Below are 19,155 nucleotides of genomic sequence, written 5' to 3'. Positions count from 1 at the left end.
CCGGCACGCGGTCCCTGGACTGCCCGAACGGGACGTCACCCGGGAATAACCCCTGAAAGCGACGCTAGGGGGACGGACGTGCGTGCTGCTGGGGCGGGGGCGCTGGCCCTTCTCGTGATGGTTGCCGGGTGTTCCACCTCGGGTGGGCGGGACGAGGATCGAGGCGCGGGGACGGCGATCAGCATCAGCCCGCTCGACGGGGCCGCCGACCTGCCGCCCGAGCTTCCGATCCTGATCGGCGCGGCGAACGGCAAACTCACCCATGTGGCCGTACAGGCCGCCGGACGGTCCGTGGCGGGCGTCTTCAGCCCCGACCGCACTCAGTGGCGCAGCGAGCGTCCCATGGCTCCCGGGACGGCCTACAGCGTCGAGGCGACGGCCGCGGGCTCCGGCGGCTCGGCCACCAGGACCGTACGCTTCGCCACGAAACAGGCCGCCAAGACCTTCGGCATCTCCACCTTGCTGCCCAACAAGCAGGACACCGGCCTGACGGTCGGCGTCGGCATGCCGATCATCATCACCTTCGACAAGCCGATCGGCGACCGCGTGTCCGTCGAGCGCAACCTGATCGTGCGGGCGTCCAAGCCCATCGACGGCGCCTGGCACTGGCTCGACGACAAGAACGTGGTCTTCCGGCCGGAGAAGTACTGGCCGACGCACACCAAGGTCCGCGTCACCGCACTCATGGCCGGCATCAGGGGCGGCGAGGGCATGTACGGCAAGCAGGACTACGTGCGGGACTTCGAGATCGGCCGTTCGCAGATCAGCGTCGCCAACACCCAGACCCACTACATGAAGATCGAGCGGGACGGCAAGCAGATCAAGAACATGCCGATCAGCGCGGGCATGGGCGGCGTGCTCCGCCACCACACCACCAGCGGGATCCACGTGGCGATGTCCAGGGAGGACGTCACGGTCATGACGTCTCCGGACGCCTCGCCGGGGCAGTCCGGCTACTACGAGACGACCGTGTACAACAGCGTCCGCATCTCCAACACCGGCGAGTACGTCCACGGCGCTCCGTGGTCCGTCGGCGACCAGGGCAACTCCAACGTCAGCCACGGCTGCGTGAACGTCAGCCCGGAGAACGCCAAGTGGTTCAAGAACAACACACTGATCGGCGACCCGATCGTCGTGACCGGAACGCCGCGCAGGCTGGAGGCGACCAACGGCTGGAGCTACTGGCAGGACTCCTGGCCGGCCTGGCTCAAGCGGAGCCGCCTGCGTGCCGCTCCCGCCGAGGCCCTCTGAGCGGCTTTCCGCCACCGGCCGGGCGGCGCGTCTCGTGGCGGCGGAAGGCCGCCACGCACACGGCCAGGGCCGCCACGAACGCCGGCAGCCACGCCAGCCGGGCGGCCACCCAGCCGGGATCGCCGGGGACGGTGTGCAGGCCGGGCAGTGCCCCGCCCGCGAGCCGCAGGGCCGCCGCCGTGACCGCGATCATGGCGGTCTGGTGCCACAGGAAGATCGTCATCGCGCAGAGGTTGGCGGCCGCCACGAGCGCCCAGGCGGCGGGACGGCGCAGCACCCGCCGCAACGGCCCGGACAGCACCAGGGCGGCCCCGCACTGGGCCAGCCCGAACGCTACGGCCGCAAGCGTGGGCGGGGACTGGTTGGAGACCGGCGCGCCCGGCACCCCGACCATCGACGCCGGATAGCCGGCCCACAGGACGAGACCGGCGGTGGCGGCGGCCCCGCCGAGCAGCAGCGCCCATCCGGTCACCCGGCCGTCCAGCCGCCCGCGCGCCCACAGGGCCCCCAGGCAGTACGGCACCAGCCAGCCGGTCCCCACGTTGACCCAGCCGATCCAGGACGGCCCGCTCAGGCCGAACCTGACGAGGTCGGCCACCGCGACGGCGGCGATCGGCCACACCGGGTGCAGCCGGACGGCGAGCGGGGTCGCCGCCGTCAGCGCCGCGAAGACCAGCAGGAACCACATCGGCGACCACACCAGTTTGACCAGCGCATACACGGTCCCGGGATCGGCGCCCCAGGCGAGCATCGCGACCGCCGCCGCGCTCCACACCCCCAGCACGGGCACGACGGGCCGGAACAGGCGGGCCATCCGGGCGGCGGCCCACCGTCCGTGGCCCACGCCCCGGTCCCGCGCGCGGCCGCGGCTCCCGGCGGCCACCCGGCCGCCCACGAAGAAGAACACGGCCATGGTCTGGAACAGCCAGGAGACGGGCGCGAGCTGCGGCATGTACTTCAACGGGCTGGTCACGCGGAGGACGCCGCTGTCGGCGACCGGGGCGGTCACCAGCCAGTGGCCGAGCACCACACCCACGATGGCGAGGGCACGCAGCGCGTCGACGGCACGGTCGCGCGGTGTCTCCGGGACGCGGTTGCGCGGTGTCTCCGCGGCGCGCTCGCGCGGTGTTTCCGAGAGGCGCTCGCGCCGGGCCGCTGCCGCCTCCTTGAGACGCGGGACGAGGTCACGAAGCATGGCTCACCTCGGCCGCAGTATGCCCCGACACGATCCGGGCGATGTTCGCCAGCGCGGGCGATCCGTCTTTCAGATAGTCGCTGTGCCCGCCGTCGCCCGCGGCGAAGATCCGGGCGCCGAACCGGGGATCCATGGGATCCTCCCCGAGCCCGACCGTGGCGAGGGGCAGGCGCACCGCCACGTGCGGCAGATCGGCGATCCAGTCCTCGGCGCCGCGTGCGGCCCACACGGCCGCAGGGGTGCGCATCGCCGCCACGTCGTCCACGCCCGCGCCCGGACTGCCGTACAGGACGATGTCCGCGACGTTCAGCCCGGGCGCGGCCCGGCCGCACAGCACGCCGCCGTACGAGTGACACAGCAGGCTGATGCGGGCGGCGGGCTTGAGCCGGGCCAGGTCGCGGACGAAGGCGCGTAGTGCGGGGACGGCCTCGTCCGCGCGGCCGGGTGTCAGCGCCTGGAGGCTCACGGTGCTCGGGGTCCGGTATCCGAGCCAGGCGACGACGGCCCCCCGGCCGCCGATCGCCCGCCGCAGCCGCATCGAGCCGCCCCGCAGGAGCCCGTACGTGTCGAGGCTGGTGCCGGAGCCGGGGACGACCACCGCGATCCGGTCGGCGGTCGCCAGCTCGCCGAACACCTCGGCGGCCCGGCCGCCGTCACGGCCGTCGAAGGACAGGAAGTGCCGGTCGGGGCCGGCCATCGCGCGCAGCATCGCGGCCCGCCATCGGTGACCCGCGGCCGTAGCGGTCCGCATCGCCGCCTCAATCGCGCTGCGGCTCGCGGCGTACCGCTCGGCCAGGCTCACGGCGGTCAGGGCGCGCAGCGGGGCGAGGGGAGGCGGGACGGGCGCGGCGACCGCCTCGGGACGTGCCGCGCCGGTCACCGGGACGGCGAGCGCGGCGGCGACGAGTGCGGAGAGCAGGCTCCGGCGTAGGCGGCTCCCGGCGGGGCTGGGGTGAGCGGGTGCGAGCGGGCCGCTGCGTGCGCCCGTGCCGCCGCGGGGGAGGGGGAGCGGCGCCGGTGGACGGTCGTGGACGCCCGTCGGCTGTGGGGTGTCGATCACCCGGTCCACGGTGCCGTGCGGCGCGTCCGCGCCGCATCGGACCACCAGGGACATTCACCGCGGCACCGGTCAGACCGGGGATGTAGACCCCTGGTCGGATGCCTGCAAAAGGGACGCCCGGTTACGCTCTGATCATGCAGGTCGCACCTCCGAGTCCGCTTCTGAAGCGGCTGCCGCCCGGGGCCTGGGTGGTCCTCGCCTGGTGTGGCGGCATGGCGTTCACGTTCCTGCTGCGGCTGCAACTTCCCGGCGAGTGGTACCCCGCCGCCCGGCCGGCGGCGCAGTTCTTCCGCTGGGACGGCCAGGTCGACATGGCGGTGGCCACCGCGCTGGCGCTGGCCGGAGGTGCCCTGCTGCGCCGCCGCCCGCTGTGGGCTCTGGTCCTGCTGCTCGCCGCGTCCGCTCTCGGGACGATGCCCTTGGGCGTGGCGGAGATCCCGCTGCCTCAGTTCCTCGCGGCCGAGGTCGCGGTGTTCTTCATCGCCGCCGGACGGCCGCGCGCGACCGGTGTCGTCGCCGTTCTCCTGGCCCTCGCCGTGCTGGGCGGCTACCTGGCGGTGCGGCTGATATGCGGGTGGCCGATCACGACGTCGTCCGAGACGGCCGTGGCCCTGACGACCGTCATCGCCTGGCTCCTCGGCAACTCGGTGCGTGAGTCTCGCGAGCACGCCGAGGAACTGCGCGTCCGCGCGGCGACCCAGGCGGTCACCGACGAGCGGCTCAGAATCGCCCGTGAGCTGCACGACATGGTCGCCCACAGCATCGGCGTCATCGCGCTCCAGGCCGGCGCGGCCCGGCGGGTCATCGACACCCAGCCGGATCGGGCACGTGACGCGCTCGGGGAGATCGAGACGGCCGGTCGGCAGACGCTTTCCGGGCTGCGCCGGATGCTCGGCGGGCTGCGCGGCCCCGAGCAGGGCCGTATGGCGCCGCCCGTGCCGCTGGAGCCGGCGCCCACGGAGCCGGCGCCCATGGAACCGGGGCATCCACAGCCGGGACATCCGGAGCCTGGGCATCGGGAGTCGGGGCTCGGGCTCGCCGACCTTGACCGGCTGGCCGCCACGATAACGCAGGCGGGCGTACGGGTCGACGTGCGCCGGTCGGGGGAGCCTCGTCCACTGCCGCCGGAGATCGACGTGTCGGCCTACCGCATCGTCCAGGAGGCCGTCACCAACGTGGTGCGTCACGCCGGCACGACATCGTGCCGGGTGTCGATCGGCTACCGGGACGACGAGGTGCGCATCGAGGTTCTCGACGACGGGCGCGGCGGTGACGCCGAAGGAGGTTACGGCCTGATCGGGATGCGCGAGCGGGTCGGCGTCCTGCACGGAACCTTCGCCGCCGGGCCGCGTCCCGGGGGAGGCTTCCGGGTTGAGGCCCGGCTGCCCGTGCCCACGGGAGTGCGATGACCGTCCGGGTGCTGCTCGCCGACGACCAGCCGCTGGTCCGCGCCGCCCTGCGGATGGTGATCGCCGACGCGCCCGGCCTCGACCTGGCCGGGGAGGCGGGCACCGGCGCGGAGGCGGTGCGGATGGCGGAGGACGTCGAGCCCGACGTCGTGGTGATGGACATCCGCATGCCCGGCATGGACGGCATCGAGGCCACCCGGCTGATCACCGCGGGCTGTGGCGCCCAGGTCCTCGTCCTGACGACCTTCGACGACGACGAGTACGTCTACGGCGCGCTGCGCGCCGGGGCGTCCGGGTTCCTCGTCAAGGACATGGCCTTGGACGACATCCTCGCCGCCATCCGGGTGGTCGCCGCCGGTGAGGCCCTGATCGCCCCGCGCGTGACCCGCCGGCTGATCGAGGAGTTCGCGGGCCGTCCCGCGCCCGGCCCGCGGCCTCCGCGCGCCACAGGGCTCACCGAGCGGGAGGCCGAGGTGCTGACCCTCGTCGGGCGCGGCCTGTCCAACGCGGAGATCGCCGCCGAGCTGTTCATCAGCGCCGCCACCGTCAAGACGTACGTGACGCGGCTGCTCGCCAAGCTCGGCGCCCGCGACCGCGTGCGGCTCGTCATCATCGCCTACGAGACGGGCCTCGTGTCACCGGCCGTCTGAGCGGCAGAGCGCCCCGATGAGCGAAGCGGGAAACACAGCGGCCCGGCCGGGGGAGTGGTTCCCCCTGCCGGGCCGCTTCGTGCCGGTCGGTCAGGTGCCCGTCAGTGGAGCTCCTTGCGGTCGCCGGCGCCGACGCCCGCGTGCTCCTCTTCGTGGGCCTCCTCGTGGTGGCCGTCGGTCAGCGGGACCCGGTCGGTTCCGTACGCCTCACTCATCTTGGCGCGGAGCCGGCCGATCGCGCTGCGGGCGCCCTTGGGCGGGATGCCCTCGCCGTCCTCGGCGCTTTCGAGAACCGGGATCTCCTGCTTGCCGCGGATGTGCGCGGCGATGTCCTCCGCCGGCGGCGTGTGGACCTCGATGTACTGGCCGTTCGGCATCCGCTTGATGACGCCGGACTCCACGCCGTGGGACAGCACCTCGGCGTCCTTGCGCTGGAGGCCGATGCACATCCGGTAGGTGATCCAGTACGCGATGGCCGGGCCGATGAAGATGGCGAATCGTCCGAACCAGGTCGTGGTGTACAGGTCGACGTGGAAGTTCGCCGAGATCTCGTCGTTGGCGCCCAGCAGCCACAGGATGCCGTAGAACGTCATGCCCGAGATGCCGATGGCCGTGCGGTGCGGGTTGTTGCGCGGCCGGTCGGCGATGTGGTGCTCGCGGCGGTCGCCCGTGATCCACTGCTCCAGGAACGGGTACAGCGCCAGGCCCGTCATGACGAGGCCCAGCGGCACCAGCGCCGGGATCAGCACGCTGAACGTCACCGTGTGGTCGAGGAAGTTGATCTCCCACGACGGCATGAGGCGGAGCGCGCCCTCCAGGAAGCCCATGTACCAGTCGGGCTGGGAGCCGGCCGAGATGTCCGCCGGTGTGTACGGCCCGAACAGCCAGATCGGGTTGATCTGGGCGAAGGTGCCGAGCAGCGCGATGACGCCGAACGTGAACAGGAAGAACGCGCCCGCCTTGATCATGAAGGCCGGGTAGAACGGAGCGCCCACCACGTTCTTGTCGGTCCTGTTCTTGCCCGGCATCTGCGTGTGCTTCTGCACCCACATGAGGATCATGTGGGCCGAGACGAGCGCGAGCAGGATGCCCGGGAGCAGCAGGATGTGGATCGAGTAGAACCGCGAGATGACGTCGTGGCCCGGATACTCGCCGCCGAACAGGAAGAACGAGACGTAGGTGCCCACGATCGGGATCGACTGGGCGACGCCCTGGGTGATCCGCAGACCCGCGCCGGAGAGCAGGTCGTCGGGGAGGGAGTATCCGGTGAGGCCCTCAAGGAGCGCCAGCGAGAGCAGGAGGATGCCGATGATCCAGTTGAGCTCGCGCGGCTTGCGGTACGCGCCGGTGAAGAAGACCCGGAGCATGTGCACCGTCATGCCGCCCACGAACAGCAGCGCCGCCCAGTGGTGGATCTGCCGCATCAGCAGACCGCCGCGGACGTCGAAGCTGATGTGCAGCGCCGAGGCGTAGGCCTCTGACATCCTCACGCCGTACAGCGGGGCGTAGTTGCCCGTGTACGTGACCTCGCCCATGCTCGGCTTGAACCAGAACGTCAGGAACGTACCGGTCAGCAGCAGGATGATGAACGAGTAGAGCGCGATCTCCCCCAGGAGGAACGACCAGTGGTCGGGGAAGATCTTCCTCAGGTTGCGCTTGAGGAAGTTCCCCGCGCCGATGCGGTCGTCGACGAAGGTCGATACGCCGGAAATGGCTTTCGGGGGAGCGTTCATGATGCGTTCTCCCTAGCTTCCGCTTCAGCGTCGCCACGCTCCCAGAAGCTGGGACCGACGGGGACCTTGAAGTCGGACTTCGCGACGAGGTAGCCCTCCTCGTCGATTCCGATGGGGAGCTGCGGCAGCGGCCGGGCGGCGGGGCCGAAGACGACCCTGGCCCCGTCCGACGCGTCGAAGGTCGACTGGTGGCACGGGCAGAGGATGTGGTGCGTCGTCTGCTCGTAGAGAGCCGCCGGGCAGCCCACGTGGGTGCAGATCTTGGAGTAGGCGACGATGCCGTCGTGCGTCCAGTTCAGGTTCGTGCCGGACTTGAGCTCCTCCGGACGGAACTTGAGCAGGATCAGCGTCGCCTTGGCCAGCGCGTTCAGGTCCTCCTCGTAGCCCTCGGGGACCACGGAGAGGATGCCGCCCGGCGAGTTGAAGTCCGCCGCGCGGATCGGCTGGTCGCTGCCCTCGACCATGAGGCGCCGCGGCTTGCCGTCCTTGGTGGGCTCGCCCCAGACGGTGTGCCTGAGCGCGGTCCCGGGGAGCGGGCCGAGGTCCTTCAGCAGCACCAGCGGGGCCAGGCCCAGCGGAGCGGCGGCCAGCAGCAGCGTGCGGCGCAGCAGCCGGTGCTTGACGAACCCGCTCTCGTCGGCGCCCTGGAGGAAGGTCTCCCCGACGTACTCACGCGCTTCGTCGTCGGAGCGCATCTCGTGGCGCTCCTGGACGAGGTTGTACTTCGGCATGATCTGCCGAACCCAGACCGTGAGGCCCGCGGCCAGCGCGAGCAGGGCCAGGGCCAGGGTGCCGCCGAGCGTGTAGTTCGACGTCGCCGTCCTGTCGATCGTACCGACCTGGAAGATCACGTACGAGGCGATGAAGCCGGCCCCGGCCAGGAAGGTGATCAGGAACAGCAGTGCGACGAGGCGCTCGGCCTTGCGGGCCTTGACGGGGTCCTGCGGGATCACGCCGGGAACACCCTCGGGCGCGTGGATCGGGTCGCTGTCGACGATCGGCGCGTCTGCGGGCGGCGTGCCGAGGACGCGCGTCGGCACGCGGCTGCTCTCGGGGTACTCGTTCTGCTCTGTCATGCCGCACGCCGCTTCTTCGCTGTGATCCAGATGGAGGCCAGGACCAGGAGGCTGAGACCCACGACCCACGCTACAAGGCCCTCGGTGACGGGGCCGATACGGCCCAGTCCCGAACCGCCCGGGTCGACCTGCGACCGCACGTGGGTGATGTACGCGATCATGTCACGCTTCTGCTCGGGCGTGATGGTCGAGTCGTTGAACACCGGCATCGCCTGCGGGCCGGTGGCCATCGCCTCGTAGATCTGCGTCGGCGTCGCCGGGTTCAGCGGCGGCGCGTACTTGCCGTAGGTCAGCGCGCCGCCTGCGCCCACGAAGTTGTGGCACTGGATGCAGTTGGCGCGGAAGAGCTCGCCGCCCTTGGCCGGGTCGCCCTTGGCCGGGTCGACCTGCTCGGCGCCGGGCACCGTCGGGCCGCCGCCCAGCGACTGGACGTACGCCGCGAGCTGGTCGACGGCCTGGTCGGTCGCCCACTCGGCGCGCGGCTTGCGCGGAGCCTGGGGGCCGGCGTCGGCGGCGGGCATACGGCCGCTGCTCACCTGGAAGTTCACGGCGGCGGCTCCGACGCCGATGAGCGTCGGAGCCTTCTTGGTGCCCTCGGCGTTCAACCCGTGGCAGCTCGCGCAGTGCGCCACGAAGAGGCTCTTGCCCTGCGCCACGTCGTCGGCCTTGCCGGACGCGATCGCGGCGTCCGCGGTGCTGCCGTTCGGCGCCGCGAGCGCGTAGCCGCCGCCGAGCAGGCCCAGCGCGAGTGCCAGGACGGCGACTCGCGCGAGGGGATGGCGCCGTCGGGCGGTGATGGAGTTCACCGAAATCCCCGTTCCGATCATTTGATGATGTAGATGGTCGCGAAAAGGCCGATCCAGACCACGTCGACGAAGTGCCAGTAGTAGGACACGACGATCGCGCTGGTCTGCTGCTCATACGTCAAGCGCTTCGCGGCGTACGTACGTCCCAGGATGAACAGGAACGCGATCAGACCACCCGTCACGTGCAAGCCATGGAAGCCCGTGGTCAGGTAGAACACCGAGTCGTACGGGGAGTGGGACAGGACGTGACCCTCCTCCGCCAGGTGCCCGTACTCCCAGAGCTGCCCGCCCACGAAGAACGCACCCATCAAGAAGCTTACGAGATACCAAAATCGCAGCTTCTTGACCTGGCCTTTCTCGACAGCCCACACGCCCAGCTGGCATGTGACGCTCGAGAGGACCAGGACGGTCGTGTTGAAGGTCGCGAACGGGACGTTGAGGTCCGCCTCGGGCCAGTGCGTGCCCTGCCCAAGGCTGACCGACCGGATGGTGAAGTACATCGCGAACAGCGCCGCGAAGAACATGAGCTCAGAGGACAACCACACGATGGTCCCGACCTGAACCAGGTTCGGCCGGCTGGACCCGTGCGGTCTCGTCGTCGTAGTAATTGCGGATGCTGTCGCCACGCCCAGCATTATTGCGGCTCCCCAGGTCGGGTCGCCCCACGACCCCCCGCTAGGGTTCATACGCGCCTACGAAACGGGCATGTCATGCCAATCGCCCCGGGGCTGCGAGTCCTGCAGCCGCGCCGGTAGCATCACGATGACCATACCCCGCGATTCGACAGTGAGCGTGAAATGAGGGTTCTCGTCTACAGCGACGACGCAGGCACCCGCGAGAAGGTGCGCCTGGCCATCGGGCGGCGCCCCGCCGCTGACGTGCCCCTCGTCGAGATCGTCGAGTGCGCGACCCAGCCGGCCGTGATCAAGCACCTCGACTCCGGCGACATCGACGTGGCCGTCCTCGACGGCGAGGCGCAGCCGGCCGGCGGCATGGGGGTGAGCCGGCAGGCCAAGGACGAGGTGCACAACTGCCCGCCGATTCTGCTGCTCATCGCCCGCAGGGACGACCGGTGGCTGGCCAACTGGTCCCGCGCCGACGCCGTCGTCGCACAGCCCATCGACCCCGTCGTCTTCGCCGAGGCCGTGGCTGATCTCATGCGGCGCCGCCTCAGCCTCACCCGGGCGCACTGAGCTGGGCACACCGATCCGGGCGCACTGAGCTGGGCGCACCGATCCGGGCGCACTGACCTGGACGCATCAAGCCGGGCGCGTCAGCGCCGGGCCCCGAACCTGGAAGCCCGAACCTGGAAGCCCGAACCTGGGCCTGGACCTTGAGGCCTGCAACCTCGGGGCCCGGGAATCTTGGGTCCTGGCACCTCGGGTTCCGGCACCTCGGGTCCTGGCAACTCGGCTCCTGGAACCTTGCGTCCTGGAGCCGTGCGGAGCGGCACCGGGCGCGCACCGACGCCGGGCGCCGTCGCCTCCGGTCCGGGGCCCACGTGTCACCGCACCGGCCCACGTGGCCGAGGCGGGGGCACCCGCGTCACCGACTCACCGGACTCATTTGACTCATCTGACTCACCGGACTCACCCGACTCACTGACTCGCGACTCACACCGGCCCGGGGTCATCGGGCCGTCGCCTCACCCCGGGCACGCCGACGCCGCCCAACCCGTACCGAACCGCCGACGCCGCCCAGCGACACCGAACCGCCGACCCGACCCCACATCGAATCCCGCGGAGCCCACCATGGACACGCGCACCACCTGGCCCTCCACGCTGAACGCCCTGCTCGCGGGTGTGAACCTGACGGCCGACGAGACGGCCTGGGTGATGGGGGAGATCATGTCGGGGTCGGCCACCCCGGCGCAGATCGCCGCCTTCGCCGTCGCCCTGCGGGCCAAGGGCGAGACCGTCGCCGAGGTGACGGGCCTCGTCCGCACCATGTTCGAGCGCGCCACCCCGCTCACGGTCGAGGGGCCGGTGGTCGACATCGTCGGCACCGGCGGCGACCGGGCGCACACCGTCAACGTCTCGACGATGGCCGCGATCGTCGCGGCGGCGGCCGGAGCCCGGGTCGTCAAGCACGGCAACCGGGCCGCCTCCTCGCTGTGCGGCGCGGCCGACGTGCTCGAGCACCTGGGCGTCGCCCTCGACCTGTCGCCGGAGACCACCGCCAGGGTCGCGGTTGAGGCGGGTATCGCCTTCTGCTTCGCGCCCGTCTACCACCCCGCGCTGCGCTTCACCGGCCCGCCGCGCAAGGAGATCGGCGTGCCGACGGTGTTCAACTTCCTCGGGCCGCTGGCCAACCCGGCGCGCCCGGCCGCCCAGGCCATCGGCGTGTTCGATGCGCGCATGCTGCCGGTCATGGCCGGGGTGTTCGCCGAGCGCGGCGTGTCGGCGCTGGTCTTCCGCGGCGACGACGGCCTGGACGAACTGTCCACCGCGGCCCCGTCGACGGTCTTCGTCGTCCGGGACGGCACCGCGACCCAGACGACGCTCGACCCGGCCGACCTCGGCATTCCCCGCTCCCAGCCGGACGATCTGCGAGGCGGCGACGTCGAGTTCAACGCGGCGGCGGTGCGCGACCTGCTGCGCGGCGCGACGGGGCCGGTGCGCGACGCGGTGCTGCTGAACGCGGCGGCCGGCCTGGTCGCCTACGACGGTCCCGGCGACGACCTGGCGGGCGACCTGCGCGTGGCGTACGACCGCGCGGCCGAGGCGGTCGACTCGGGCAGAGCCGCGCAGACCCTGGAGCGCTGGATCGAGATCAGCCGCACGCTCGGCGGTAAGGCCTGATCGGGCTCCTGATCCGGATCGCCTCCACCGCTGGACGGATCAGGCGTCCGCCTTGATGGGGACGTGAATGGTTCGGCCTGAGCCGTACCGTTCCCGCCATGATGCGTCTGTTCGCCCTTCGCGTCGTCCGCCGATGGGCCGCGTTGGCCCGCGGCGGGATGGCCGTACTCGCCGCCGGCGTCCGCGGTGCGTCCTCGGCCGGTTCTCGCCCCGGCTCGGCCTTCCCGGGACGGGACCGCGGCAGGAGCGACCGGCAGGTCCGGGCGGAGGGCGGGGACGGCGCATGGCCCGGGCGCCCCGTTCCCCCCGACGCGGAGGACGACGCCGTCTGGGAGCGCCTGCGGATCGCCTCGGAACTGCACGACCTGGTGGCCCACGACCTGAGCGTGATGACGCTGGGTGTGGGAGCAGGCCGGGTGATCATGGACAAGGACCCGGAACGGGCCCGGCGGACCTTCCGCGAGGCGGAGGAGTCGGGCCGCCGGGTCCTGTCCGACCTGCGCCGCATGATGGTTCTGCTGTGCTCGGACGGGCGGCGCCGCGGCGCCCAGCCGGGCCTGGGCGACCTGCCCGGGATGATCGACGACTTCCGCGCGAGCGGGCTCGCCGTCTCGTTCGCCGAGCTCGGCGAGGCCGGTGAGCGGGGGAGTGGCCCCACGCTGGAGCTGACGGCATACCGCATCGTGGAGCAGGTGCTGGGCAACGCCCTGTGGTACGGCACGGCCCGCACGGCGACGGTCACGCTGCGGTGGCTGCCCGCCGTTGTCGAGGTCGTCGTTCACGACGACGGGATCCCCCGCGACCGGCTCGTCGGCACCTGGGAGCGCACGGCGCTGTTCGGCGGCTCGGTCGCCGCGCGTCCGCTTCCCGGCGGGTTCGAGGTCCGCGTCCGGCTGCTGCGTCCGGCCTGATCCCCGCGCCCTGTCTTGCCCGCTCCGCTCTGTCTTGCCCGCTCCGCTCTGCCTGGTCCGTCGCGCTCGGCCTGGGCTGTGGTGCCCTGCCTGACCGCGCTCCGCCCGGCTCTCGGTGCGGGCGGCCGGGCGGTGCGGGCGGCCGGGCGGGGTCAGTCCGCGTCGGCGAGGCCGATGGAGAAGGCCGCCTCCAGGTCGTGGCGTGAGTAGGTGCGGAAGGCGATGTGTGTCTCGGTGTGACGCACGCCCGGCACCTTGTTGACGCGGCCGGGCACGACCTCGGCCACCTCGTCGTAGCGGCCGACCCTGACCATGGCCAGCAGGTCGAACTCGCCGGTGATCGAGTACACCTCGCTGACGCCCTCGATCTCGGCGATGGCCTCGGCGACCTCGGGGATCTTGTCGACGTCCGCCTTGATGTGGACGATCGCGGTGACCATTCGCGTCTCTCCTGCTGTCTCGCGGCTCGGGGTCTGTCGCCCCCGACCTTAGTGCCACCCCCGCCGCGTCACCGCAGAGGCCGTCCCTCACGGCGGTCACTCCGCTGGTGCCGGTAGGCGCGCTCGATGCGCTCGATCAGCCGCCCCGCGCCGTACGCGGGGAGGCTCCAGGTGCCGTCGACCTGAACGAGGCGCACGCCGGGGGAGTCGAGCCAGCGCAGCACGCACTCGGTCTCCTCGGCGCTGGCGGCCGGGGTGGGGCCGGGACCGGGCAGGACCGTCTCCGCCGTGGCGACCAGCGCGTCCACGTACGGCGTGGGGTGGGCGCCCCGGGGCATCACGCCGGCCGCGGCGAGCCTGCCGTGCCGGATGACGTGGATGTCCCAGCCCCCGTCGAAGGCCGGGCTGGCCGCGACCATCTGCGGAATGCCGGTCAGCGAGCGCAGGCGCTGCATGCGCGCGGCGGTCCTGACGTAGGCCGCGAGCCGGTCCCGGTCGACGGCCGCCTCCTCGTATCGCTGCTCGGCCGACAGACGGCTCATGCGCGCCTCCATCGCGGAGAAGACCGCTTCGGCGTCGAGCTCCATCGCGTGCCGGGCACGGCGGACGTGGCCGGCGTAGCTCTCCTCGCTCTCGCGGCCCTCGCAGGGCGCGCCGCACCGGCCGATCTCGGCGAGCGCGCAGGCCGGGCGCCGCACCCGGGCCGACAGCCGCTCGGTGCACTGACGCAGCGGCAGCGCCTCGTGCATGGCGGTCCGCGCGTCGTCGGCGGTGCGGCTGCTGCCGAACGGGCCGAGGTAGGCCGCGCCGTCGTCCTTCACCTCGCGCACCACGCTGAGCCGGGGGAACGCCTCGTCGGTCAGCTTGAGCCAGACCACCCGCTCGGGGAAGCGGGACCGTCTGTTGTAGCGCGGCTTGGTCACCCCGATCATCCGCAGTTCGCGGATCTCCGCCTCCAGCGCGGTGGCGCAGACGATCGTCCTGACCCGCTCGGCGATGCCGACCATCTCGCGGATGCGCGAGCGGGTCTCGCTCGCGGTGAAGTAGCTGCGCACGCGGTTGCGCAGGTTGGAGCTCTTCCCGATGTAGAGCGCCTCGCCCCTGTCGTCCTCGAAGACGTAGACGCCGGGCGCGCCGGGCACCCCCTCGGCGAGGTGGCGTTTGCGCTGCTGCTCCGGGGTGGGGGCGCGAACGAAGCCGCGCAGGTCTTCCAGCGTGTGCACGCCGAGCGACCCGACCCGCGCGATGAGGCCGTGCAGCACGTCGACCGTGGCCTTCGCGTCGGCGAGCGCCCGGTGGCAGGGCTCGGTGGAACTTCGGAAGACCCGCGCGAGGGTGGCCAGCTTGCAGTTGGGGGTCTCGTCGCGGGTCAGCACGCGGCGCGCGAGGTCGGCCGTGTCCACCACCGGGTTGGCCGGGGGCGGGTAGCCGTTGACCTGGCACGCCGCCTTCAGGAACGACATGTCGAACGGCGCGTTGTGCGCCACGAGCGCCGCCCCGGCGACGAACTCCAGAAAACTCGGCAGCACCTCGGAGAACTTCGGCGCGGCCACGACCATCGCGTCGGTGATGCCGGTCAGCACGGAGATGAACGGCGGGATCGGGCCCCCGGGGTCGACCAGCGTGGCGAACTCGCCGATCACCTCGCCGCCGCGCACCTTCACCGCGCCGATCTCCGTGATGGCGTGCTCCGCGGCGGACCCGCCGGTGGTCTCCAGGTCGAAGACGACGAACGTCACCTCCCGGAGGGGAGTGCCGAGCTCGTCCAGCGTGCCCTGTACCGCATCCACGCCCATGACCATAGAAGTCCCGACCGACAATTACCGCCCCCGCCCCCGGTGGAGGCAAAGCGACGGTCAGGTGGGCGGAGGGGGTGTCGCGGGCGCCTCGCCCGGCCCCGCCGGTGCGAGGCCCGGTGACAGATCATGAACCCGACATGGACACGGTGCGACGGTCGTACCCTTAAAAGAAGACATGGACAGGGGAGTGTCTCGCAGATCTTGCCGTGTGAGGGCGGTCTGGTGAGCGCGCCGCGAGGCCGGGCCTCGCGGGCGGCGGGCATCGGGACCTTCTCGCACCCGGGGGCGACAGCACCGCGAGGCGCCGCCGGGGGCGACCGCAGTAGGCAGAAGATCTCTAGGACACGACCGAGGAGCGACGAGATGAGTTCAGCCGGAGAAGGCCTGTCTCGTCCGTTGCCCGAGCAGATCCGCTTACACGTGGTGGAGGTCGCGGCGCAGGTGCTGGGCTCGATGCCCGCCGCGGCCGTGCCGCCGCCGTTGCGCAACATCGCCAGGTTCGACCCGCGTAAGCGCGCCCGCCTGGGGAGCGCGCCGATCGCGACCCAGCTGGAGAACGACAAGGAGTTCCGCGAGCGGGTGGCCGAGGCGGTGGAGACCGCCTGGCCCGAGCTGGTGGCGAGCCTGGCCGAGGGCACGGTGCCTCCCGCGGCCGAGCCGGTGCTGGTCGCGGCGGCGGCGTACCTGACCCGCCCGCCCGGGTGGCCGGACCTGGTCGAGCAGGCGCGGACCGACCTGGAGCAGGCCGCGGCCGCGGGCGCCCAGCGGGAGCAGGCGGAGACGCGGCTGCGCGAGCAGCTCGCGGCGCAGCGCGCCTCCGCCAAGGAGGAGATCGACCGGGTGCGCGAGCAGCTCAAGGCGGCCCGGGTGGAGAATTCCGACCTGCGGCGCAAGCTGCACGACGCCCGCGAGCGGGTCAGGGCCGCCGAGGCCAGGGCGGCCGAGGTGGAGGCGGGGACGGCCGAGGCGCGGGCCAGGGCCGCGAGCGCCAACGGCGCGGCCGAGACCGAGCTGCGGCGGCTCAGGGAGCGCCTGGCGGACGTCGAGCGCCAGCTGGAGGCCAGCCGCAGGGCCGCGCGTGAGGGCCGCAGCGTCGAGGACGCCCGGGTGCGGGTGCTGCTGGACGCGCTTCAGGACACCGCCGCCGGGCTGCGCAAGGAGCTCGGCCTGCCCACGACGATCAGCAGGCCGGCCGACTACGTGAACGCGGTGGTGCCGGGCGAGCCTGGAGTGACGGCCGTGCCCGCGCGGGCACTGGCCAACGACGATCCCCAGCTCCTCGATCAGCTCCTGGCCATCCCTCATCTGCATCTGATCGTCGACGGCTACAACGTGACCAAGACCGGTTACCCGTCGCTGACCCTCGCCGACCAGCGGGCCCGGTTGCTGACCGGGCTCGGCGGGCTCGCCGTGCAGACGCGGGCGGAGGTGACGTGCGTGTTCGACGGCGCCGAGCTGAACGGGCCCGTCCAGGTGTCCGCGCCGCGCGGGGTGCGGGTGATGTTCAGCGCGCCGGGGGAGATCGCCGACGACCTCATCCGCACGCTGGTGCGGGCGGAGCCGCCGGGGCGGGCCATCGCCGTGGCCTCCTCCGACCGGGAGGTGGCCGAGTCGGTGCGCCGCATGGGCGCCCGGCCGGTGCCCTCGCTCCTGTTGCTGCGCCGCCTCGGCCGGGGCTGAAACGCCGTACGCGCGCTCCGGACCCGCGCCGTCACGAGGAGTGATGACTGTCGCGAATACCTGCGAATAGGTTGAAGCTTCAAGATCGCCTAGATAGAGTCGCGCCGCAGGTTTCGTCGATCTAAGAGGTTCATCCTCAAGGGGGCTCAGTGCGAGGGCGTGTGCCGGTGGCCGCCGGTCTGGCCGCCGTGATCCTGCTTACGCCGGTGACGGGCGCGCAGGCGGATCCGAAGCCCACGGTCGCGCAGGCCAAGGCGAAGCTGAGCAAGCTCAACGAGCAGGCCGACAAGCTCGTCGACCGCTACAACGCGGCCAACGAGAAGTGGAAGAAGTCGCGGCAGAAGTACCTCGCGATCAACGACGACTACAAGAAGCAGAACACCCGGGTCGAGGCGCTGCGCTCCGGGTTGGTCTCGATGGCCGTCAGCAGCTACCAGGTCGGCGATATGGGCTCGTGGGGCGGTGTCTTCTACAGCTCCAACCCCGACGCCATGCTCAGCGGCCTCGCCACGCTCAACCACATGTCGGCCGAGCGGGCCGGGCGGCTCAGGGAGTACGAGGGCGCCATCAAGGACCTCAAGGACCGCCGCGACCAGAGCAAGGTGGTCTACAAGGAGGCCACCGACGTCAGGGGCGAGCTCGCCGGCGAGAAGGAGAAGGTCGACAAGCTCGTCCGGGAGCAGATGAAGCTCCTGCGCTCGCTCGGGACGTTCAACCCCGGCAACCCCAACAGCGCCGGCGTCGTCTACACCGGGCCGGCGTCCGGCAACGCGCTGTCGGCCCTCCAGTTCGCCTACAAGCAGGTCGGCAAGCCCTACCGTTACGGGGGCACCGGACCGGCCTCCTGGGACTGCTCGGGGCTCGTGCAGGCCGCGTGGGCGGCGGCGGGCGTGACGCTGCCCCGGACCAGCTACGAACAGTGGGCCTGGGGCGCGAGCCGCAGGGTCTCGCTGGACGAGCTCCAGCCGGGCGACCTGCTCTGGCACGCCGGGTACGGGCACGTCGGCATCTACGCCGGCGACGGCAAGGTCGTCCACGCTCCGCAGACCGGCGATGTTGTGAAGATTGTCTCACTCGCCGAGTATCACGCGATCGGAGCCGTGCGCCCCTGAGGGGCTCGACCGGCTCTGTGATCTCTGTGCCTTTTGGGGCTTCTGTGACCCGATTTAGCCGGTGTTGTGGAGATTGTGAGCAGAGTCACAATTAGCGGTTTGCTGTGCGGGGTACGCTGCGCTTTCTTCTCGGCGGCCTTCGTTATCTGATCTTTATCCGGCGGGAGGACTTTGCCGAATGCGGCGGGTCCTGGGTAGCTTCTGGGCCGCGGCGAGCACGCCTCGCCGCGGCGCACCCGGTCCGGCCGGCCGGGTCGCGCAGTCATCCACCGTCATCGGCGCCCTTCATCACCCTCCCCTTCGCGGGATCCTCCGGCGCCGGTGGCCTGCCGAGTCCGTGCAGTCAGGAGGCACGGAGCCGGGGAACCATCGACCTTCACGCGAAGGTCCGGGGTGAATCGGCGCATCGCGCGCCGTAGGGCGACTTCCCCGCCCGAACCCGTCAGCTAACCCGGTAGGCGTGAGCGGAAGACCCGAGGAGAGATCCTGTCTACCACCCCCGCTAGTCTGTCCCGTCTTGCCCGAATTGCCCTTGGTGGTGCTGCTTTGACGGCATCCGTAGGGGCCGCCGGAGTACATCCGGCGGCGGCCGACACGGTGACGGTCACAGTCGTCAAGACGGCCCCAGCCAAGAAGACGGCTACGAAGACGGGCACCGAGAAGAGCGCGGACGCCGCCGCCCGCAAGGCCGCCGCGAAGAAGCGGCAGACCAAGAAGACCACCGCCAAGCGGAAGATCAGCAGGGCCTCGCTCCAGCGGGCCAAGGGCCTGCGCGCGGTGAAGGTCGCGGAAAAGCAGATCGGCGACCCCTACCGCTACGGAGCGACGGGACCGGGCGCGTTCGACTGCTCGGGCCTGGTCCAGTACGCCTGGCGCAGGGCTGGCGTACGGCTGCCGCGCACGACGTGGTCCATTCGCGGCGCGGTCAGGAAGAAGGTGTCCTGGGGTCACTTCGAGCCCGGTGACCTGATCTTCACCAGCGGCGGCGGCCACGTCGGCATGTACGTCGGGCACGGCAAGATGATCCACGCTCCGCACACCGGCACCCGGGTGCGGATCGACAAGCTGGACGCCTATCGGAGGAGCACCTTCGTGGGTGCCGTCCGTCCGGGCGTCTGACGGGCACCGGTCACCAGCCCCCTCGACCGGCGCCGTCCTCGCGGCCCCGTCCACCTCGCCGAGGTGGACGGGGCCGTGGCACGTGCCGGTTAGCATGCACGGCGTGACTGCCA

17 protein-coding genes and 1 riboswitch are annotated in these 19,155 nt (G+C 71.7%); of the genes, 9 read left to right on the top strand and 8 right to left on the bottom strand.

Annotated elements, in window-relative coordinates; translation table 11 throughout:
* Positions 1-78 precede the first annotated feature (78 nt).
* A complete protein-coding gene (locus ACGFIB_RS02260; protein ID WP_142568436.1) occupies positions 79-1,251 on the top strand; it encodes a L,D-transpeptidase in 1,173 nt (390 codons plus the stop codon).
* Here the strand turns inward: ACGFIB_RS02260 and ACGFIB_RS02255 are convergent.
* Both ACGFIB_RS02255 and ACGFIB_RS02250 read right to left on the bottom strand, forming a co-directional pair.
* Positions 1,208-2,446 (bottom strand): acyltransferase family protein, encoded by a 1,239-nt coding sequence (locus tag ACGFIB_RS02255; protein ID WP_393367911.1) that lies wholly within the window; start codon positions 2,444-2,446, stop codon positions 1,208-1,210. The genes ACGFIB_RS02260 and ACGFIB_RS02255 overlap by 44 nt on opposite strands.
* Positions 2,436-3,560, bottom strand: coding sequence for an alpha/beta hydrolase (locus tag ACGFIB_RS02250; RefSeq protein WP_393367909.1), 1,125 nt, complete (start codon positions 3,558-3,560; stop codon positions 2,436-2,438). Before ACGFIB_RS02250 ends, ACGFIB_RS02255 begins: the two co-directional genes overlap by 11 nt.
* A gap of 80 nt (positions 3,561-3,640) precedes the next feature.
* Between ACGFIB_RS02250 and ACGFIB_RS02245 the strand changes: the two genes are divergently transcribed.
* Together ACGFIB_RS02245 and ACGFIB_RS02240 are read left to right on the top strand one after the other, a co-directional pair.
* On the top strand, positions 3,641-4,915 hold the full coding sequence (locus ACGFIB_RS02245; protein ID WP_393367907.1) for a sensor histidine kinase: 1,275 nt from the start codon (positions 3,641-3,643) through the stop codon (positions 4,913-4,915).
* The gene (locus tag ACGFIB_RS02240; protein WP_357239905.1) at positions 4,912-5,565 is read left to right on the top strand and encodes a response regulator transcription factor; all 654 of its coding nucleotides are present in this window, start codon (positions 4,912-4,914) and stop codon (positions 5,563-5,565) included. Before ACGFIB_RS02245 ends, ACGFIB_RS02240 begins: the two co-directional genes overlap by 4 nt.
* 101 nt (positions 5,566-5,666) lie before the next feature.
* Here ACGFIB_RS02240 and qcrB read toward each other — a convergent pair whose 3' ends face one another.
* From qcrB to ctaE, 4 genes are read right to left on the bottom strand one after another with little or no spacing between them, the layout of a single operon-like run.
* Positions 5,667-7,298, bottom strand: coding sequence for a cytochrome bc1 complex cytochrome b subunit (gene qcrB, locus ACGFIB_RS02235; RefSeq protein WP_357239908.1), 1,632 nt, complete (start codon positions 7,296-7,298; stop codon positions 5,667-5,669).
* A complete protein-coding gene (gene qcrA / locus ACGFIB_RS02230) occupies positions 7,295-8,374 on the bottom strand; it encodes a cytochrome bc1 complex Rieske iron-sulfur subunit (protein ID WP_357239911.1) in 1,080 nt (359 codons plus the stop codon). Before qcrA ends, qcrB begins: the two co-directional genes overlap by 4 nt.
* Positions 8,371-9,180, bottom strand: coding sequence for a cytochrome bc1 complex diheme cytochrome c subunit (gene qcrC / locus ACGFIB_RS02225; protein ID WP_142568442.1), 810 nt, complete (start codon positions 9,178-9,180; stop codon positions 8,371-8,373). The genes qcrA and qcrC overlap by 4 nt, the downstream gene beginning before the upstream one ends.
* Before the next feature lie 17 nt (positions 9,181-9,197).
* Entirely contained in the window at positions 9,198-9,815 is a 618-nt protein-coding gene (gene ctaE, locus ACGFIB_RS02220) for an aa3-type cytochrome oxidase subunit III (protein ID WP_142568443.1), read from the bottom strand.
* A gap of 162 nt (positions 9,816-9,977) precedes the next feature.
* Between ctaE and ACGFIB_RS02215 the strand changes: the two genes are divergently transcribed.
* The 3 genes from ACGFIB_RS02215 to ACGFIB_RS02205 all read left to right on the top strand — a co-directional run bounded on the left by ACGFIB_RS02215 (position 9,978) and on the right by ACGFIB_RS02205 (position 12,892).
* A complete protein-coding gene (locus ACGFIB_RS02215; protein ID WP_142568444.1) occupies positions 9,978-10,373 on the top strand; it encodes a hypothetical protein in 396 nt (131 codons plus the stop codon).
* Positions 10,374-10,931: 558 nt separating this feature from the next.
* Positions 10,932-11,981, top strand: a complete 1,050-nt coding sequence (gene trpD / locus ACGFIB_RS02210) for an anthranilate phosphoribosyltransferase (RefSeq protein WP_357257887.1) — start codon at positions 10,932-10,934, stop codon at positions 11,979-11,981.
* 98 nt (positions 11,982-12,079) lie between these two features.
* Positions 12,080-12,892 (top strand): sensor histidine kinase, encoded by an 813-nt coding sequence (locus tag ACGFIB_RS02205; RefSeq protein ID WP_393367903.1) that lies wholly within the window; start codon positions 12,080-12,082, stop codon positions 12,890-12,892.
* A gap of 152 nt (positions 12,893-13,044) precedes the next feature.
* On the opposite strand, the gene ACGFIB_RS02200 is transcribed toward ACGFIB_RS02205, so the two are convergent.
* On the bottom strand, positions 13,045-13,332 hold the full coding sequence (locus tag ACGFIB_RS02200; RefSeq protein WP_142568447.1) for an Lrp/AsnC family transcriptional regulator: 288 nt from the start codon (positions 13,330-13,332) through the stop codon (positions 13,045-13,047).
* A 68-nt stretch (positions 13,333-13,400) separates the two neighbouring features.
* Positions 13,401-15,128: a DEDD exonuclease domain-containing protein gene (locus ACGFIB_RS02195; protein WP_393367901.1), complete on the bottom strand. Its 1,728-nt coding sequence runs from the start codon at positions 15,126-15,128 to the stop codon at positions 13,401-13,403.
* Positions 15,129-15,494: 366 nt separating this feature from the next.
* Between ACGFIB_RS02195 and ACGFIB_RS02190 the strand changes: the two genes are divergently transcribed.
* From ACGFIB_RS02190 to ACGFIB_RS02180, 3 genes are all read left to right on the top strand, one after another.
* A complete protein-coding gene (locus tag ACGFIB_RS02190) occupies positions 15,495-16,811 on the top strand; it encodes an NYN domain-containing protein (RefSeq protein ID WP_142568449.1) in 1,317 nt (438 codons plus the stop codon).
* Positions 16,812-16,960: 149 nt separating this feature from the next.
* The gene (locus tag ACGFIB_RS02185) at positions 16,961-17,923 is read left to right on the top strand and encodes a C40 family peptidase (protein WP_142568450.1); all 963 of its coding nucleotides are present in this window, start codon (positions 16,961-16,963) and stop codon (positions 17,921-17,923) included.
* A gap of 317 nt (positions 17,924-18,240) precedes the next feature.
* Positions 18,241-18,395, top strand: a riboswitch (cyclic di-AMP (ydaO/yuaA leader).
* Positions 18,396-18,469: 74 nt separating this feature from the next.
* On the top strand, positions 18,470-19,042 hold the full coding sequence (locus ACGFIB_RS02180; protein ID WP_223852718.1) for a C40 family peptidase: 573 nt from the start codon (positions 18,470-18,472) through the stop codon (positions 19,040-19,042).
* Positions 19,043-19,155: the final 113 nt, after the last annotated feature.

It is taken from the genome of Microbispora bryophytorum, assembly GCF_043197435.1.
Taxonomy (GTDB): domain Bacteria; phylum Actinomycetota; class Actinomycetes; order Streptosporangiales; family Streptosporangiaceae; genus Microbispora; species Microbispora bryophytorum.
This window is presented reverse-complemented; position numbering and strand designations above follow the sequence as displayed.